The organism is Leptolyngbya sp. FACHB-8, assembly GCF_014695575.1.
Taxonomy (GTDB): Bacteria; Cyanobacteriota; Cyanobacteriia; order Elainellales; family Elainellaceae; genus Vacuolonema.
On record NZ_JACJOO010000068.1, the window covers coordinates 13,200 to 29,488 of the forward strand.

Annotated in this window: 13 protein-coding genes; 9 read left to right on the forward strand and 4 right to left on the reverse strand. The window is 53.5% G+C overall.

Features of this window, described 5'->3' with window-relative positions:
* Positions 1–448: 448 nt before the first annotated feature.
* The 4 genes from rpsB to recG all read left to right on the forward strand — a co-directional run bounded on the left by rpsB (position 449) and on the right by recG (position 5,606).
* Positions 449–1,225, forward strand: a complete 777-nt coding sequence (gene rpsB, locus H6F91_RS18075; protein WP_190773368.1) for a 30S ribosomal protein S2 — start codon at positions 449–451, stop codon at positions 1,223–1,225.
* 207 nt (positions 1,226–1,432) lie between these two features.
* A complete protein-coding gene (gene tsf, locus H6F91_RS18080; RefSeq protein ID WP_190773367.1) occupies positions 1,433–2,092 on the forward strand; it encodes a translation elongation factor Ts in 660 nt (219 codons plus the stop codon).
* A gap of 133 nt (positions 2,093–2,225) precedes the next feature.
* Positions 2,226–3,152 (forward strand): hypothetical protein, encoded by a 927-nt coding sequence (locus H6F91_RS18085; RefSeq protein ID WP_190773366.1) that lies wholly within the window; start codon positions 2,226–2,228, stop codon positions 3,150–3,152.
* Between the two features lie 21 nt (positions 3,153–3,173).
* Positions 3,174–5,606: an ATP-dependent DNA helicase RecG gene (gene recG, locus H6F91_RS18090; protein ID WP_190773365.1), complete on the forward strand. Its 2,433-nt coding sequence runs from the start codon at positions 3,174–3,176 to the stop codon at positions 5,604–5,606.
* Between the two features lie 212 nt (positions 5,607–5,818).
* On the opposite strand, the gene H6F91_RS18095 is transcribed toward recG, so the two are convergent.
* Positions 5,819–6,787, reverse strand: coding sequence for a DUF4230 domain-containing protein (locus H6F91_RS18095; protein ID WP_242035861.1), 969 nt, complete (start codon positions 6,785–6,787; stop codon positions 5,819–5,821).
* A 151-nt stretch (positions 6,788–6,938) separates the two neighbouring features.
* Between H6F91_RS18095 and H6F91_RS18100 the strand changes: the two genes are divergently transcribed.
* The 4 genes from H6F91_RS18100 to H6F91_RS18115 all read left to right on the forward strand — a co-directional run bounded on the left by H6F91_RS18100 (position 6,939) and on the right by H6F91_RS18115 (position 12,524).
* The gene (locus H6F91_RS18100; RefSeq protein ID WP_190773364.1) at positions 6,939–7,280 is read left to right on the forward strand and encodes an NAD(P)H-quinone oxidoreductase subunit M; all 342 of its coding nucleotides are present in this window, start codon (positions 6,939–6,941) and stop codon (positions 7,278–7,280) included.
* A gap of 325 nt (positions 7,281–7,605) precedes the next feature.
* Positions 7,606–9,933 carry a protein phosphatase 2C domain-containing protein gene (locus H6F91_RS18105; protein ID WP_190773363.1) on the forward strand — a complete coding sequence of 776 codons (2,328 nt, stop codon included), beginning with the start codon at positions 7,606–7,608 and terminating at the stop codon, positions 9,931–9,933.
* Between the two features lie 225 nt (positions 9,934–10,158).
* Positions 10,159–11,772 (forward strand): CHAT domain-containing protein, encoded by a 1,614-nt coding sequence (locus H6F91_RS18110; protein ID WP_190773362.1) that lies wholly within the window; start codon positions 10,159–10,161, stop codon positions 11,770–11,772.
* Positions 11,773–11,912: 140 nt separating this feature from the next.
* Positions 11,913–12,524 (forward strand): hypothetical protein, encoded by a 612-nt coding sequence (locus H6F91_RS18115; protein ID WP_190773361.1) that lies wholly within the window; start codon positions 11,913–11,915, stop codon positions 12,522–12,524.
* A gap of 141 nt (positions 12,525–12,665) precedes the next feature.
* Here the strand turns inward: H6F91_RS18115 and H6F91_RS18120 are convergent, their stop codons facing one another.
* The 3 genes from H6F91_RS18120 to def all read right to left on the reverse strand — a co-directional run bounded on the left by H6F91_RS18120 (position 12,666) and on the right by def (position 14,947).
* Positions 12,666–13,976: a PrsW family glutamic-type intramembrane protease gene (locus tag H6F91_RS18120; protein WP_190773360.1), complete on the reverse strand. Its 1,311-nt coding sequence runs from the start codon at positions 13,974–13,976 to the stop codon at positions 12,666–12,668.
* A 27-nt stretch (positions 13,977–14,003) separates the two neighbouring features.
* Positions 14,004–14,198, reverse strand: a complete 195-nt coding sequence (locus tag H6F91_RS18125; RefSeq protein WP_190773388.1) for a hypothetical protein — start codon at positions 14,196–14,198, stop codon at positions 14,004–14,006.
* Between the two features lie 182 nt (positions 14,199–14,380).
* Positions 14,381–14,947: a peptide deformylase gene (gene def / locus H6F91_RS18130; RefSeq protein ID WP_190773387.1), complete on the reverse strand. Its 567-nt coding sequence runs from the start codon at positions 14,945–14,947 to the stop codon at positions 14,381–14,383.
* Between the two features lie 424 nt (positions 14,948–15,371).
* Between def and H6F91_RS18135 the strand changes: the two genes are divergently transcribed.
* Positions 15,372–16,274, forward strand: coding sequence for an ABC transporter permease (locus H6F91_RS18135; RefSeq protein ID WP_190773359.1), 903 nt, complete (start codon positions 15,372–15,374; stop codon positions 16,272–16,274).
* Positions 16,275–16,289 lie beyond the last annotated feature (15 nt).

Sequence of the window (16,289 nt, forward strand, 5' to 3'; positions counted from 1 at the left end):
TAGTGTGCGGAACACACTACAACAGCAATTCTCATTTTGAAATCAGGCCCGAAAACTGCGCGCCGAAGGCGCACAGTTTTCGGGCCTCAAAGCCAAGAGTTCACGCCCTACGGGCGTGAACTCTTGGCTTTGAGGCCCATACTGAGAATTGCTGACACTACAACAGCAATTCTCATTTTGAAATCCAACCCGAAAATAGCCCGCCTTCGGCGGGCTATTTTCGAGCTTCAAAGCTGAGAGTTCGTGCCCTTCGGGCGTGAACTCTTGGCTTTGAGGCCCATACTGAGAATTGCTGACACTACAACCCATAAATACTGCGTCAGTACACCCTGTGATACACTAGAAAAGTTGTCTAAATCGCACATCCGGGCTTTCGGGTGTCCTGAGTATTAAATTACTCAGTGATACTGCCGGATGGAGGATAAACCCGAAAGGAGCGTCACAATTCATGCCCGTTGTTTCATTGGCTCAACTTTTGGAGTCTGGGGTTCACTTTGGCCATCAGACCCGCCGTTGGAATCCCAAAATGTCGCCTTACATCTACACGGCGCGTAATGGGGTTCATATTATTGACCTGGTGCAGACTGCTGAACTCATGGAAGAGGCTTACGACTACGTTCGTACCGCTTCTGAGGCTGGCAAAAAGTTTTTGTTTGTTGGCACCAAGCGTCAGGCCGCTGGCATCATCGCTCAAGAAGCTTCTCGCTGCGGTTCCTACTATATTAACCAGCGCTGGCTGGGTGGAATGCTGACCAACTGGGTCACCATCAAATCTCGCGTCGAGCGCCTGAAGGAACTGGAGCGTCGCTACGAGACGGGCCAGTTCGATCTGCTGCCCAAGAAAGAAGCCGCGGTACTGCGTCGTGAGCTGGAGAAGCTGCAAAAGTACCTGGGTGGCATCAAGTCCATGCGTAAGCTGCCTGATGCCGTCGTTATCGTTGACCAGAAGCGGGAGTACAACGCTCTGCTGGAATGTCAAAAACTGGGCATCCCCATTGTGTCTCTGTTGGATACCAACTGTGACCCCGATATGGTGGATATTCCCATTCCTGCGAACGATGATGCGATCCGCTCCATTAAGCTGATTGTGGGCCGTCTTGCCGATGCTATCTATGAAGGTCGCCATGGCCAGCTAGATGGTGAAGAAGACTTCGAAGATTACGATGGTGCGGAAGAGGACGTCGATTACGACGGTGACTACTCCGAGGAAGAAACTGAAGAATAAATAGCCTTTTGGGCTAGCATTCCCACCAGCAAAGAGAATATTCTCTTTGCTGGTGGCAAATCTGAAGAATAGATAGACTTCTGGGTAGAACGGGGGCGCTTGGCTACGCCCTCCTAGCGGGATTGCCCGTCCGGGTTGATTGGGAGTCTGCCCGAACTCCGTTCTGCCCATGACCGACTACTGTTGTAGAAACTGGGATTAAACGACATGGCAGAGGTATCGGCAAAACTAGTTAAGGAACTGCGCGATCGCACTGGCGCAGGGATGATGGACTGCAAAAAAGCCCTGGCAGAAAACGATGGAGATCTAGAAAAATCCATCGACTGGCTGCGGCAGAAAGGTCTTGCCTCCGCCGGAAAGAAAGCAGGTAAAACCACCGCAGAGGGGTTGGTTGGGAGCTATATCCACACCGGTGGACGGGTAGGTGTACTGGTAGAAGTGAACTGCCAGACCGACTTCGTAGCCCGTAACGAAGCCTTCCAAGATTTGGTGAAGGATGTAGCGATGCAGATTGCAGCATCGCCTAACGTTGAGTACGTCTCTGTAGAAGAAATTCCCGCCAATGTCGTCGAGCGGGAGAAGGCCGTTGAGATGGGTAAAGATGACCTTTCCAGCAAGCCTGCTGCCGTACGTGAAAAAATCGTTGCTGGCCGCATCGATAAGCGCCTGAAAGAGCTGGCGTTGCTGGAGCAGCCCTACATTCGTGATCAGAGCATCACGGTTGCACAGCTTGTGACCGAGCGTATTGCGACCCTCGGCGAAAACATTCGTATCCGTCGCTTTGTGCGCTTCGTTATGGGTGAAGGCATCGAGAAAGAAGAGAGCGATTTCGCAGCTGAAGTAGCGGCTCAAACCGGCCAGAAGTAGGCATTCTCGTGGTGTGTAGTTGCTATATGACCACACACCCACGCCCCAATCCGCGCGTACAGCGCTATAACATGGAATTAAATTAGGGCAGGTCAGAACATTCGTTTGGCCTGCTTTTGTGTCTAATGGAACCATGGCAAGAACCGTCGAACGCATTGAAAAAGATCTGGCCGCTTTAGAAGAAACCCTGGGAGCGATCGCCCAGGAATTTGAGCAGGTCTACACGGACTATTTGCAAGATTTAAGCGAGGCTGTGTCCCGTCAACTGATCCTGGCTACCTATCATCTCTGCACCCAGGGATACCCTGAGCCTTTTCTGGCGCTTTCCCTGCAACAGCGACAGGATTTACAACAAGGAGTACGCCGACTAGCCAACACCAGTTCTGAACAACTGCTCGCCCTCCTTCACCCCCCAGAGGAAACGACGGAAAGCGAAGTCCCAGCTCCCGAAGCCGACTTACCCTTTCCCGGTGAAGAGGAGCAGGATGAGGCAAGCGACGAAGAGTTACCGCTCCTGCCACCTGCCCTGCCCGCACCGATGGGACCTGAAGAAATGATGGCATTGCTGACGATGGAGTTACCCATCCCTGAACCCTCGTCCGCAACCGCGTCAGACGACCCACTGAACCGTTTAGTGCAATGGCAGCAACGGGTGGAGGAAGGCATCGTGGAGGTGCTGCATCGCCTCTCCCATGGAACCAACCGAATTTTACATCAGGCTCACGTTCTGCCTCATCAGTTGCCAGAGCCGGTTTTAGAAGTAGCGGTAAAGTCAGGCATGATGACAGAGCCAACCCCGGGTTCGCCAAACCTGATTAATTTAGTCATTGAATCCCAGTCCGAAGAGAAAAAAGCGTCTGATGTGATTCGGGTCGTGGCTATCCGCTTGCGGTTACCTGAAGTAGAATTCGCCAACCCAATCTTGTCGAATTGGCGATCGCGCCTTCGGGCCATCAATGGCCGCCTCAGTCAGGTGGGTAAAGACTACCGCAAAAACCAGAAGGAGCGGGCGATCGCCCAGGCCGAATTAGCCTGGCGATCCAGCTGGTACGAAGACTAATCTCCGCCATCAACCGCTGCTATGGACTGGTCTCGCCTGCAAAAAGCACTAGAATTGGAAGCTGATCGAGGGTTTGGCGATCTGGTGGGCCGAGAGCATCGGTTCAGCGAATTTTTGCACTTGAGTTTGAAGGAACCACCTTCAGAATTGGCACAACCTGAACAGGAACGCTTACGGGATATGGCGTCCCGGTTCAGCCGCTACCCCGATTTGTCAGAAGGTCAACGGCGGCATCTGGTCGCAGAGACACGGCGGGTGTTGTATGAGTCGCGGCGATCGCTCGACCCACCTGCCCCTGAACCTGCACCCAAATCGCCCAAAACAACACCGCTCGTTGATAAAAAACGCCGGGTTGAGTTGGAGCAAGCCGTTACATACCTCCCTGGTATCGGTCCCAAAAATGCCGAAAAACTGAGCAAACTGGGGATTTATACAGTCCGTGACTTGCTGTTCTACTACCCCCGTGACCACATTGATTATGGTAATCAGGTCAATATCCGCCAGCTAAAAGCCGGAGAGACTGTAACCCTGGTAGCCACCGTGAAGCGGTGTACCTGCTTCGTCAGTCCCAAAAACTCTAAACTCACCATCCTGGAATTGGTGGTGCGGGATTCTACCGGGCAACTCAAAATCAGTAAGTTTCTAGCTGGAAGTCGCTTTAGTAGTCGGGGCTGGCAGGAACAACAAAAGAAACAATACCCCCCTGGTGCTGTGATTGCGGCTTCGGGCCTGGTGAAAGAAGGGCGCTACGGCATTACCCTGGACAATCCTGAAATTGAAGTCATTGACCACGTTGGCGCGTCCATCGAATCCAACAAAGTAGGTCGGGTACTGCCGATTTACCCCCTGACAGAAGGGGTAGCCGCGGATCTGGTGCGTAAGGCTGTGATTGGTGCATTGCCAGCAGTCACACAAATCATCGACCCGCTCCCGGAACCCCTGCGGGAGAAATATGACTTGATGGGATTGCAGGATGCCATTAGCCAAATTCACTATCCTCCTTCCGGTGAGGCTTTGGCAGAAGCTCGACATCGCTTAGTTTTTGACGAATTCTTCTATCTACAACTGGGGTTGCTACAGCGTCGTCAGGCTCATCAAGAGCGCATGACTGGGGTCGTGCTGCCGCCTACTGGAGCGTTGATCGATGAGTTCTACAAGGTATTGCCCTTTAGTCTGACTCAGGCCCAGCAGCGAGTTGTCAATGAAATTTTGGCGGACTTGCAGAAGCCTACGCCCATGAATCGCATTGTTCAGGGGGATGTGGGTTCTGGTAAGACCGTTGTGGGGGTAGTGGCAATTCTCGCCGCCATTCAAGCCGGTTATCAGGCGGCCTTGATGGCCCCCACAGAAGTGTTAGCAGAGCAGCATTACCGCAAACTGGTGAGCTGGTTCAACCTGCTCCACCTGCCTGTAGAGTTGTTGACTGGCTCGACGAAAACCAGCCAGCGCAGGCCGATGCTAGCTCAGCTGGCAACAGGTGAATTGCCGTTACTTGTAGGCACCCATGCGCTAATCGAAGACCCCGTACAGTTTGCCCGGTTGGGATTGGTGGTGATTGACGAGCAGCACCGCTTTGGAGTGCAGCAACGGGCACGACTCCAGCAAAAGGGCGAAAACCCCCATGTGTTAACAATGACGGCCACGCCAATTCCTCGCACTTTGGCTCTAACCCTGCATGGGGATCTGGATGTGAGCCAGATTGATGAGTTACCGCCAGGCCGAAAGGCGATTCAGACGACCGCGCTGTCTGGGAGAGAGCGATCGCACGCCTACGACCTGATCCGCCGCGAAGTTGCGCAGGGCCGTCAGGTCTACGTGGTACTGCCCCTGGTCGAGGAATCCGAGAAGCTGGATCTAAAATCAGCGATCGAAGAACACCAACATTTGCAAGAACTGGTCTTCCCTGAATTTTCAGTGGGCCTGCTTCATGGACGCATGACCTCTGCCGAGAAGGACGATGCCATCAATCGCTTCCGCAACAACGAAACACAACTGCTAGTGTCCACAACAGTGGTGGAAGTTGGGGTTGACGTACCCAACGCCACTGTCATGCTGATTGAACATGCAGAACGGTTCGGGCTCTCCCAGTTACACCAGTTGCGGGGACGTGTTGGTCGAGGAGCCGAGCAGTCCTTCTGTCTGCTGATGTCCAGCACGAAATCGGAAACCGCTCGCCAGCGACTGAAAGTGCTGGAGCAATCTCAGGACGGCTTCTTCATCTCTGAAATGGATTTGCGCTTCCGGGGGCCAGGGGAAGTGCTAGGCACCCGGCAGTCAGGACTCCCCGATCTAGCCCTCGCGAGTCTGGTAGATGACCAGGAGGTGTTACAACTGGCACGCCAGGCTGCTGAACGGGTAATGGAACTTGACCCAACCATTCAACGCTGGCTGCCCATGAAGGAAGAGTTGCGCCGCCGCTATGCCAAGCTCATGGGTGGAGCCATCCTGACCTGAGCAGATGAACGTGAGTTACTCGTTCAATCGGTTGCAGTGCGACCCAAGATACTAACCTAACTGCAGTTCGGGATAAGCTGAAGTGCTTATTTTGGCGTAAGCGTTTTCGAGTGCCGCGCAATGCGCGGCACTCGAAAACGCCCTTAACCCGAATTGAGGTTAACCTAACCTCAATTCGGAATAAGCTAAAAGGCCCTTAACCGGAACTGAGGTTAGCCTAAGGGTGGGTTGGGTGCTGTCTGGGGCAATGGATTGGAGGGATTTGCAGGCAGGGGTTCCGCAGGCAGGGGTTGAGAGGATGGTGAGGATGGAACTGTAGAGTTGGCCGGAGCCTGAGTTGCTGGGGCTACCGAAGGAGCTGCCACCGAAGGAGCTACCGCCGGAGGAGCTGTCGCTGGAGGAGGAGCTGAGGGGGCTGTCGGGGTTGTGGCTGCGGCAGGTGCTGTAGGCGATGGCGCTACGCAGGAACCCGGCGGTGGTGCCTGGGTCAGAACCGTCACAGCGCCGTAGCCTGTTGTGGTGAGGAGCTGCCGAATAGCGAGTTCAGCACGGGTATTGGCTTCCTGCAAAATACCTTCGTTACAGGCAGCGGAAACAACCTGTTGAAGGGTTTGTTGTTGCGCTAGTTGTTGCAGTTCGGGAGCTGCATCGGGGCCAAGGCCGAGGAAGCCGCGATCGTAATCGTACACCTGAGAGCGGTTGACATCAATTTTGCTATCTAAAATCTTGGGGGGTGGCAACTGAATGGTGAGGGCGTTGTTGTCGGCCAGTTGCACGTTCTCGCGCGTTATTTGAGAGAGGTCAATTCCCGCCCTCACTTCTCCATGGGCGATGTAGAGGAGAGTAGTGGAACCGACCCTATATCCAGCAAAGGTGCGATCGCGCGATGTTGGCACCACGGCCTGCATCGTAAACTTTGCTGTCGTTAACTCACTCATGCCCTGCACCTGCTGAACCACGACGGACTGCACATCCACCTTGGGCTCAGACTCCTGCACAGGGTTCTGCAACGGGGGTAGAACTCGCCTTACTCCCCCTAATAGGCTCGCTCCATCCCGCAATAGACCAGAACCGATCAGCAACCCCGTAATGACCAGCCCTCCCGTCAGCATGAGTGACAGATTGTAGAAGAAACGAGAAGCCGGATGGGAGGAGTTTGGCGGGCGGGAATTCTGTTCCATCGGTTGTCTAGGGCGTGAGCCACTACCTGAGCGTTGTTTCTATGATGACGCTTGGAAGAATCTTTGGGTTCGATGCAAGGGCTGATCTACGATAACGTAGGTCAAGCCAGTAGAATGGCAGTTAAGTTTCGTTTCGCACGACACCCTAACCATGTTTAAGTCCACCACCCGCCATATTCGTATCTTTTCTGCCGAAATCCAGAACGACGAACTGGTGCCCGTCCCTGACAAGCTCACGTTGGATGTCGACCCAGACAATGAGCTGAATTGGAATGATACGGCGTTGCAAGCGGTCTATCATAAATTTGACGAGCTGGTGGCCTCCTATGACGGAGAAGACCTGAACGACTACAACCTCCGTCGTATTGGCTCAGATCTAGAGCATTTTGTGCGATCGCTCCTCCACGAGGGCCAAATCACTTATAACCTACAGAGCCGTGTCCGTAACTATAGTCTCGGCATGCCTCGGGTTGCGGAAGACATCAACGTCTAATCTCTGTCGGTCATTCAATTGAGTGAAACGATCCGTTGTGTGGGGCACCTTATGCCGCACACAACTTGTTTTTTCAAGACTATGCAGAGTTCATCGTTCTAGGGCTTATGGAAGTCACTATCCATGGGCATTCTGGTAAATGAGTTCGGTGCTATCCACCACATCTACCAGAATGTTCAAACCCGATTGTCGTGCAATACATCCCAAAAAAATTCAATCCTATTGATAGAAAACCGATCTTCGCAGGAAATTAGCGCCATCTTGAAAGGGCTAGGCTATCCTGATAAGACCGATTCCTGTGGTATTCAGGTGCCACGCCCGGTTCATGCTGTATTGCCCCAATCCAACTTGCCAAACCCTTAACCTTGAGGGAACTCGTATTTGCCAGCAGTGTCATTCGCCGCTGCCCTATCGTTACCTATGGGCCGCAGGTCTGACATCCCCTGCACCCGAAGCAGGCCGTTTGCTGGGCGATCGCTACCTTAGCAAAGGTAACGGTATCTTCCTCGATACCCTACCCGGCTATCCTCCCATCGCCAGCATTGAAGAGTTGCCAGATTTTCTTCTGGCTTATCTGCGACTTGCGGCCCTGCGGCTGCACATCCCCCTGGCCTATGACTTGATTCCTCAAGACCCAACCTCCGGGAACGCAAACTTGCTGTTGCTGGAGGAAGCCGCCCTCTGGCAACCTGAGCGTTCGGTCAGCAGCTCTAAAGGAAATCCCTCAACAGTTGCTGTGCTTCCGGCGATCACGCCACTCTGGGAAAAGGTATCCGGACGACGGCAACTGTCCTGGCTCTGGCAAATCGCGAATTTGTGGGAACCGATGGTCCGTGAGGGAGTCGGCTCTACATTACTCACACCAGAGTTGCTGCGGGTTGAGGGCTGCCTTTTACGCATCTTAGAATTACGCTCAGACCACCCCGATCAGCCTGCTACATTGGCCCATTTAGGGCAGCTTTGGCAAACCTGGCAACGCAGCGCTCAACCTGACATTGCAGCATTTCTCAATACGTTAAGTGCAGGCCTGCTGGAGGGTAGAATCAACAGCTCGATCGCCCTGATCGAAGAACTCGACCAGCAGATTGCGATCGCCAATCGAGGTAAGCCACGCCACATTCACATTGCGACTCAGACTGATCAGGGGCCAACGCGATCGCGGAATGAAGATGCGTGCTACCCCGCCAGCGGCACACTTCAATCTGAGATTTTACAAAGTGGGCAACCCTCCAGCCCGCTGGCTATTGTGTGTGACGGGATCGGCGGGCATCAGGGCGGCGATGTGGCATCTAATTTGGCCATCGCAGCTGTTTACCAGAAGCTTCAGAACTTACCCGTCGTCACCCTGAGCCCTGAAGCAATCGCCTATGCCATCGATGAGAGTGTGGCGATCGCCAATGACCGCATCAGCCAGCGCAATGACGACGAGCAGCGGCAAGACCGCCAGCGCATGGGCACAACCCTGGTTATGGGACTGATCAAACATCAGGAGCTTTATGTCGGCCATGTGGGGGACAGCCGTGCGTATTGGATCACCCCCTGGGGGTGCCACCAGATTACCCTTGACGATGACGTGGCATCTCGCCAAATGCGGCTGGGTTACAACTTCTACCGGCAGGCTCTACAGCACCCCAATGCAGGGTCTCTGGTGCAAGCTCTGGGGATGAGTGGCTCCAGCCTGTTACACCCAACCGTACAACGGCTGCTGATTGATGAGGACAGTGTGCTGTTGTTCTGCTCGGATGGGCTCAGTGATGGCGATCGCGTCGAGGAGTATTGGGATACCAATCTCCTGCCGGTGTTGCGAGGGCAGGCCGATTTAGTGGGCGTCAGTCAACGGCTGGTTGAGCTTGCAAACACCCTCAATGGTCACGACAACGTTACCGTTGCTGTCGTTCATTACCAGGTACCCGATGCATCCGCAGATCGGGAGCTGATTACGAATTATATGAGTTCGACTTTAGGCGACGTGCCGATTCCAGTGGCCAAGGAGCCTCAAGCAGTTTTGTCTGCTCCGTCGCCGACTACGACCCCAACGGCTACCCAGGTCGTTGCGCCCACAGCGACAGTAGTCGAGCCGGCCCCTCGTCGCCCCGTGCCGCTGTTTCTCAGCCTGGTCTTTGCTACTGTGCTGGTAGGGGTGCTGGCCTATCTGCTCCTACCCATATTGAGGGGGGCCGGTTTCCTGGCATCTGATCCATCTCCTACATCTACACCTCAGCCATCACCAAGCTCGACAGCTCCCTCTCCTTTAGCCCCATCTGCTGTGATTCAGGTTGGTCGCGTAAATACGAGCAATCCTGCACCCCTGGGGCTATTTCCACAACCTCAATTAGGCGATGCTGCGGGGAAATCCATCACACCTGGGACTGTGCTTCAAGTCATTGAGAAGCCCTCTATCGAAGGCACACCCTGGCTACGGGTGCAGGTGTGCTCTCTGGGTTCCGAATCGACGGCTGCCCCTCCTCCAACGGAAGTGGCCAGCCTAACCCTTGTGCCACAACTTGGAGAAGAAGGATGGGTGCAAGAAGCTGAGCTGTTGCCCCGAGCCATGCCGGTAGCAACAGAAGCGATCGCTGGCTCACCCTGCGGCCCCACCGCTACCCCCCTCTCACCTCAAACCCCGACCCCAACTCCTCCTCCTCTCGGCTAGAGTTCTATCAACTTATTGCAAAAGCGCTGATGTCACCGGCGTTTTTGCAATAATTGCGACTGAACCTTACAGGAAGCGCAAAAGTAGCGCAAACTGAAGCAAACTCTTCATTACTGAAGAGCGCTACCGGGATTCTATGGATTTCGGGAAAGAACCGGATAAACTAGAGGGTAATCCGAATCATCGTCTGTTTTCGACGGCTGAGCAGTCCACAGTCTTCCCTTCATGCCTGAAAATCCTTGTTTAAGACTGGCGATCGACCGCCTCAATGCCACCGCCCAGTCCAACCACTACGCGATTTGGGTGATTCAGGCACCCCATCAGGCGGGCTATGCTCATAACGATCAAACCTGGACTGAACCTCTAAATAAATCCTGGCAAGCATGGCAGGCTTTGTTTTCGTCACAACCATTACCCGACGTTCAAAATTTACCCCGGTTGCAATTTCCGACCCCTGAGGGCAATGAGGAAATTCCAACCAACTACACCAGTCGCTTGATGCAATACCTGGGCATTATGCTCTGGGAGTGGCTGTTTGATGGACCGATTCAGAATAGTCTGGATCAGAGTCGAGGCATTTCCATGGGGATGGAACAACCCCTGCGGCTCCGTCTGGAAATTCGAGATCCGAACCTGGTGACGATTCCCTGGGAAATTATGCAATCTCGCCCGGGGCAACGGGCTATGGGTCTGCACCATGAGCAATTACTGTTTAGCCGTACGACCTACGACGTTGATCCCCTAGTGCTGGGGGAGGAGGATCGGAGCTTAAACATTTTGCTGGTGCAAGGGGTCAAGGCCCTCGGCACAGAGTCGCCCTTTGAGGTAGAGAAGCCACTGAACCTGGAAGCCGAGGCGGAGGCGATCGCCCAGGCCTTCCGGAGCGGCAGCGACATCTCTATCGGCGCAAACTGGCGCAATTCTGCCCACTGTGAAGTCGATATTTTGGTACAGCCCACCCCGGCAGAGTTGACGCGCTATTTAGAACGCAAACACTATAACGTATTGTTCTACAGCGGCCACGGGATGCCAGGGCCAGATGGTGGACTGCTCTATCTCCGCCCCGATGCCACGTTAAATGGCACCGAACTGGCCCAATTGCTGACCCGCTGTCGTGTCAAGCTAGCCGTGTTCAATGCCTGCTGGGGGGCGCAGCCCGACATGCGGAATGGGGCATTTATTCCTCGCAGCAGTTTAGCCGAGGTGCTCATTCACCATGGTGTTCCGGCAGTGCTGGGGATGCGCGACACCATTGCCGATAACGAAGCTTTGAGCTTTATTCAGCGGTTTGCGCGATCGCTCTCCGATCGCTCTCCCATTGATGCGGCCGTTGCTGTGGCCCGGCAACACTTACTTACGCTCTACCGCTTTAATTCCCCAGCCTGGAGTTTGCCGGTGCTGTATATGCACCCAGAATTTAACGGCGAGCTCCTCAGGCCAGTGCATGATTCTGCGACGACGCAGATGCCTCCCGACACGCCATCGCACATGATGGGTTTGCAAATTCCTCCGGCTTATTTGCGATCGCTTGAGACCATTGAAACTCCCTGGCCCATCCAGGGTGGCCGGATGCGCATTGGCTCCCTCGATAACAATGACCTGGTCTTAAGGGGGGCAGGGGTTTCTCGCCGCCACGCCGAAATTTTCTATCGGGATGCTGCGGATGGAGGAGAGATGCAGTCCGGCTACTTCCTACGAGATTTTTCGCGATTTGGAACGTTGATGCTACGGTCGGACAACCGATGGTATAAGATTCATCAACAGGAAGTTCCCCTTAGAAGCCGCACCCAACTGTGTTTTGGAACTCACAAAGTTGAGTTTCTCGTTGACGAGATGTAAGACTCGGATTAATTCTATAAGTTACTAAATCGGGTGATTTCGAGAAAATTTTTCAGCCAGTTGCGGAACTGCCACAGAAAACCCTGTAGTCAGGGATGGCGATAACGCCCGGCGCATTAGAAATTTGGAGCATGGTCCCTATGGCAAGCGATTCTGTCCGTCCCCTATCGATTCCATCTCAGGCTGTAGCAGAGTTAGAACTGATTGAGCTACTGCTCGATCAAACCTCCCCCACCTACCCCTGGAATCCTGCTGACCCCGATGTATGGTCTTACTGTGAAGCCCTGGAGCAGGAAATCGCCGATACGTGGTCGACAGAAGAGTTTCAGCCCTATGTAAGCAGCCTATCTGACCAATTTGACCAACTTTGGGAAACGGCTTCACCCGCTGTTGATTTGGGCGTTATTTTCCCAACTGAGATCTTCCAGCGGTTCTCCGCTCAGGTTCCCAGCAACTTGCTGGAAGGGATTGTGCGTCGTGCTCGTCAGGTATTGGCTGATAACCTGGCGCTGGCAGACCAACTGGTACTTTGCGTTCAAGATCTGCTTCCTACCTGGGCCGATGATGACCTCTATGTTCTGGCTCGTCCCTTTGCGGTCGCCATGCGGAGTGGAGATTCCACTATTTTGGAAGGCACTCTGCAATCTGTACGCTGCGAAGCTTGGGAGGCGCTCTCGGAGATTGAGCAGGCTCGGCTTAGCTTGGCGATCGCCCGCTACGTCCTCAATCAACAGTCTCATCCTGGCGCCTAAAATACTGGCCTCATGAACCCCCATTACTGCTGCAGCGACGTTGCTTTTCGTTCCTACAACAGCAATGGGGGTTTTCCATTTGGCAGGATTTACGCGTTGGTGGGGTGTGCGACGCACACCCCACCAACGCGTAAATCCTGATTAATCCGACGAAGGGGGCTTGAATCGAGTCGCAAAATTATTCGCACGATCAGGGGAGAGCGATCGCGCCTGTAAGATAGCGGCTCCCAAGAACGCGTAGGAAAGGCTACCTACCACTGCCAGAGCAATGGGACTGACCAAACCACTGACATTCCAGAGAGTATGGAGAAGGGCAGCTGTGAGTAAGCCGGTGCCCAGAATGCGAGGGGTGTGCGATCGCTTTAATACACTCAAGCCAATGAAATACCCGAAGGTTCCGCTATAGGCCAAGTGGCCAGAAATCGACCCCAGTACTCGGGCAATCAATACTTGCATCCCCGACAATTGCTCTAGCTCTGAGCCACTTTGAATCATCGAGGGGACATAGTAGCCAAGGCTCTCAAACAGGGTAAAACCAACAGCAGCGGCCGTCCCCAGTAGGATACCGTCAAGGGGTTCCCAGACACCAATTTGAGCCGCGAGGGAGCGAGGGGACGAGGGCGTAGAGGGGCGCAGAGCCCAACCAATGAGCCAGAATAGGAGAATAGGTAACGCTTTCAGCAGTTCCTCCATAACTCCTGTACCAATAAACATTTGGAGGAGAAACCAGAGAGGCTGTTGGGCAGCGGTACTGGGATTAGCACTGCCCGGTAGCCAGACACGGAACACCTGTATAAACCCATTCAGTACAGGGCTACGCAGAATGCCAGCCATTAGCAGAGCCGTCACGACAGGTAACCAGAGCGGCTTATGCTTGCCACACAACTGGTACACCACGTAGTAAGCAGCCAGAGCTAGATAAAGGGCCAGAACGCCATTAAAGAGACCCACATTTCCTACAGCCATGAAGAGCACAACGGCTACTGTCACAGTGATGATGCCGGGAATCAAATAAGCTTTATGCTCCAGATCACCCGCCGTAGAGAAGATGGGGAAGAGTTGGCTAAAGGTGACCGGGTCGCTAACGGGTCTTTGGACTGGCGTAGGAACTGGAGCATTCGCTTCTGTAAATACAAATTGCGGACCGTGGTGACCTAAACGGATGCGATCACCCACTCTCAACATCCGGCATCCTTGCAGCCGATGACCATTTAAGTACGTACCATTGGTACTGTTGAGGTCGCAAAGCTGCCAGCCCTCGGAATCGGAACTAAATGTCAAACGAGCATGGAAGCGAGAAACGCCACCATGCTCGAAGGGTAGAGAAATTTGACAGCTTGGGTCGCGCCCAATTAAAAAATCTCTTTGGGTCGCTAGGGGATATAGAGTGGCCGTTCCTTCAGCTGGATAGACCTGCTGCAAAACCGCTGAGGTCGGTTCGGAGCCAGCCATACCGCCTCCCCAATGTGAAGGGTTGGTTTACTGGTTTGCGCGGGCGTCTTGCACCGCTGCCAAAAAGCTACCAATGGTGACCGGAATGCTAAGGGCCAGAATGACAGAGGTAACGGGGGCTCCGAGCTGAGGTATCCCAGAAGATAACTCAAATACAGAACCAACGGCGGCGATCGCTGCCACGCAGGAAACCGCTAAAAACAGGCCACTTTTTGGGGTCATCATAAAGGTTTTGCCTCTCGCTCCTCACCACATTATCAGGCGATGGGTACAGTTCTATGATTTATAGAAATGAGCTAGGTTCATCTCTATGAAGCAAACTGTACCATTCAAAAATGCCTAAAAATTTTCAAAAAGGCTCATTTTCCGTGGACTTCGCCCACGGAAAATGAGCCCTTAGGGCTTTACTCTTCGACGGGTTTAACCGCTTGCATTGAGAAGCCGTGCTTGTCCAATTCCTGATTGAGAGCCAGGGCATTGTCTACCCGATCGACGAACATGACACCGTTCAGGTGATCCATTTCGTGCTGAATTACTCGGGCCAGCAAATCTGTTGCCACAAGTTTCTGGGGCCGCCCGTTCTCATCCTTGTAGGACACTTCAATCTCGTCAGGACGGGTCACATCCAGAAATACACCGGGAATGCTGAGACAGCCCTCCTGAATCACACATTGTTCCTGACTCGCACGAACAATGGTGGGGTTAATCATAATCAGGGGAGGCTTGGCGGGATCATCAAGCTCGATATCTACCACCAACAGTTGCTTGTTAACACCGACCTGAGGCGCAGCTAAACCAATGCCATCGTTGCTGTACATGGTTTGCAGCATATCCCGCGCCAACTGACGAATTTCGTTGTCAATTTTTGTGATGCGCTTGGCGGGCTGACGCAACACGCGATCGCCCAAATAGTGCAGTTCTAAAGGCGGTTTTGCCAGCTTTTTCTTCTCGACTAGAATTTGAGCAGTCATGAGCAGTTGCGCCAGGTTGTCATCTTTCTCTACACTTTCCATCTTAATAAATTTACCGCCCGAATAGGAGGATCATCTCCCCTCTATGATCAAGTCGGACATCTGTTCGGGCCACGCTTCTCAAATCCGGTAGTGTTCTAGACGTGTGGATGGGGTGTGGTGAAAGGGGCACGAAGTGCCCCTTTCACCACACCCCATCCACACATTTGAAACATGCCGAATTCGGTTGTGAACCCCATATGAAAATTTCTGCTAGTCCGGATGGGTAGACGGACGGACGAAAATCAGTAGACTGTAGAACAATTAATGTCAACGTCAGACATTCAACGGATTAGGACGGTTCTGCTCAGGCTCGCCTGCACCGACTTTCCATTTGAAATCACCCACTTGCTTAAGAAAATCGTCGTCGCTCTCCCCGCCCGCCATGCTGAAACTGCTGAACAAATCTGACTACTTACTACGCGAAACCTTCTTGGGCCTCAAGCGAGGCGGGTGGATGAACTGGGCCGCCGTCAGTACGGTAACTGTACTGCTCTTTCTGTTTGGCATCAGCCTACAAGCTTCCTGGCAGTTAGAAGCACTACTCAACCAATTCGGAAGCCAACTCGAAATTTCGGTTTTTCTAGACACGGGAGTACAGGCTGACACCATCGAATCTGTCGTTCGGCAATATCCCTCGGTCACTGACATTCGTATCACGCCTAAAGAGCAAGCCTGGGAATCGTTGGTGCAGGAGATGGGCATCTCCGATATTCAGGGGGCGACGGCGCAACTGAATGGAAACCCACTGGTCGATCAGATTACAGTCAAGGCACAGGAGCCCGAACAGGTATCCGGGTTAGCCATGCAGATTGGCCAAATTTCAGGGGTCGATGAGGTGCTGTATGTGGCAGAAGCGGTACAGCGCATTTCACAGTTAAACCGAGGGTTGAATTGGGTCAGCCTGGGGTTAATCTCCATGCTGTCGTTAACGGCGATCGCCGTCATCTCCACGACCATTCGCCTCATCGTTATGGCCCGTCGTCGCGAAATCGAAGTTATGCAGCTGGTGGGAGCTACCGCCACCTGGATTTATTTCCCCTTTATCCTTCAAGGCATCACCTTTGGCATTGTAGGAGCGCTCATGGCTTGGGGGCTGATCACCGGTGTGCAAGAGTTTCTGCAAGGCTTGCTAGCTCAACAGGCTGATTTCATCCAATTTCTGGCGAACGGCCTGAAGCTGAGCCCTGATAAGGCCGTGCTGCTTCCCATTTCTTTACTGAGCCTGGGCAGTTCTGTCGGCTTGATGGGAAGCTTGTTCGCCGTACGGAAGTTTGCGCTGCGTTAGTCGTTGAATGAGGCC

Excerpts from the sequence above, each read along its gene's own strand:
- rpsB (WP_190773368.1), top strand. The coding sequence starts at position 449 with ATGCCCGTTGTTTCATTGGCTCAACTTTTGGAGTCTGGGGTTCACTTT.
- tsf (WP_190773367.1), top strand. The coding sequence starts at position 1,433 with ATGGCAGAGGTATCGGCAAAACTAGTTAAGGAACTGCGCGATCGCACT.
- H6F91_RS18085 (WP_190773366.1), top strand. The coding sequence starts at position 2,226 with ATGGCAAGAACCGTCGAACGCATTGAAAAAGATCTGGCCGCTTTAGAA.
- recG (WP_190773365.1), top strand. The coding sequence starts at position 3,174 with ATGGACTGGTCTCGCCTGCAAAAAGCACTAGAATTGGAAGCTGATCGA.
- H6F91_RS18095 (WP_242035861.1), bottom strand. The coding sequence starts at position 6,787 with ATGGAACAGAATTCCCGCCCGCCAAACTCCTCCCATCCGGCTTCTCGT.
- H6F91_RS18100 (WP_190773364.1), top strand. The coding sequence starts at position 6,939 with ATGTTTAAGTCCACCACCCGCCATATTCGTATCTTTTCTGCCGAAATC.
- H6F91_RS18105 (WP_190773363.1), top strand. The coding sequence starts at position 7,606 with ATGCTGTATTGCCCCAATCCAACTTGCCAAACCCTTAACCTTGAGGGA.
- H6F91_RS18110 (WP_190773362.1), top strand. The coding sequence starts at position 10,159 with ATGCCTGAAAATCCTTGTTTAAGACTGGCGATCGACCGCCTCAATGCC.
- H6F91_RS18115 (WP_190773361.1), top strand. The coding sequence starts at position 11,913 with ATGGCAAGCGATTCTGTCCGTCCCCTATCGATTCCATCTCAGGCTGTA.
- H6F91_RS18120 (WP_190773360.1), bottom strand. The coding sequence starts at position 13,976 with ATGGCTGGCTCCGAACCGACCTCAGCGGTTTTGCAGCAGGTCTATCCA.
- H6F91_RS18125 (WP_190773388.1), bottom strand. The coding sequence starts at position 14,198 with ATGACCCCAAAAAGTGGCCTGTTTTTAGCGGTTTCCTGCGTGGCAGCG.
- def (WP_190773387.1), bottom strand. The coding sequence starts at position 14,947 with ATGACTGCTCAAATTCTAGTCGAGAAGAAAAAGCTGGCAAAACCGCCT.
- H6F91_RS18135 (WP_190773359.1), top strand. The coding sequence starts at position 15,372 with ATGCTGAAACTGCTGAACAAATCTGACTACTTACTACGCGAAACCTTC.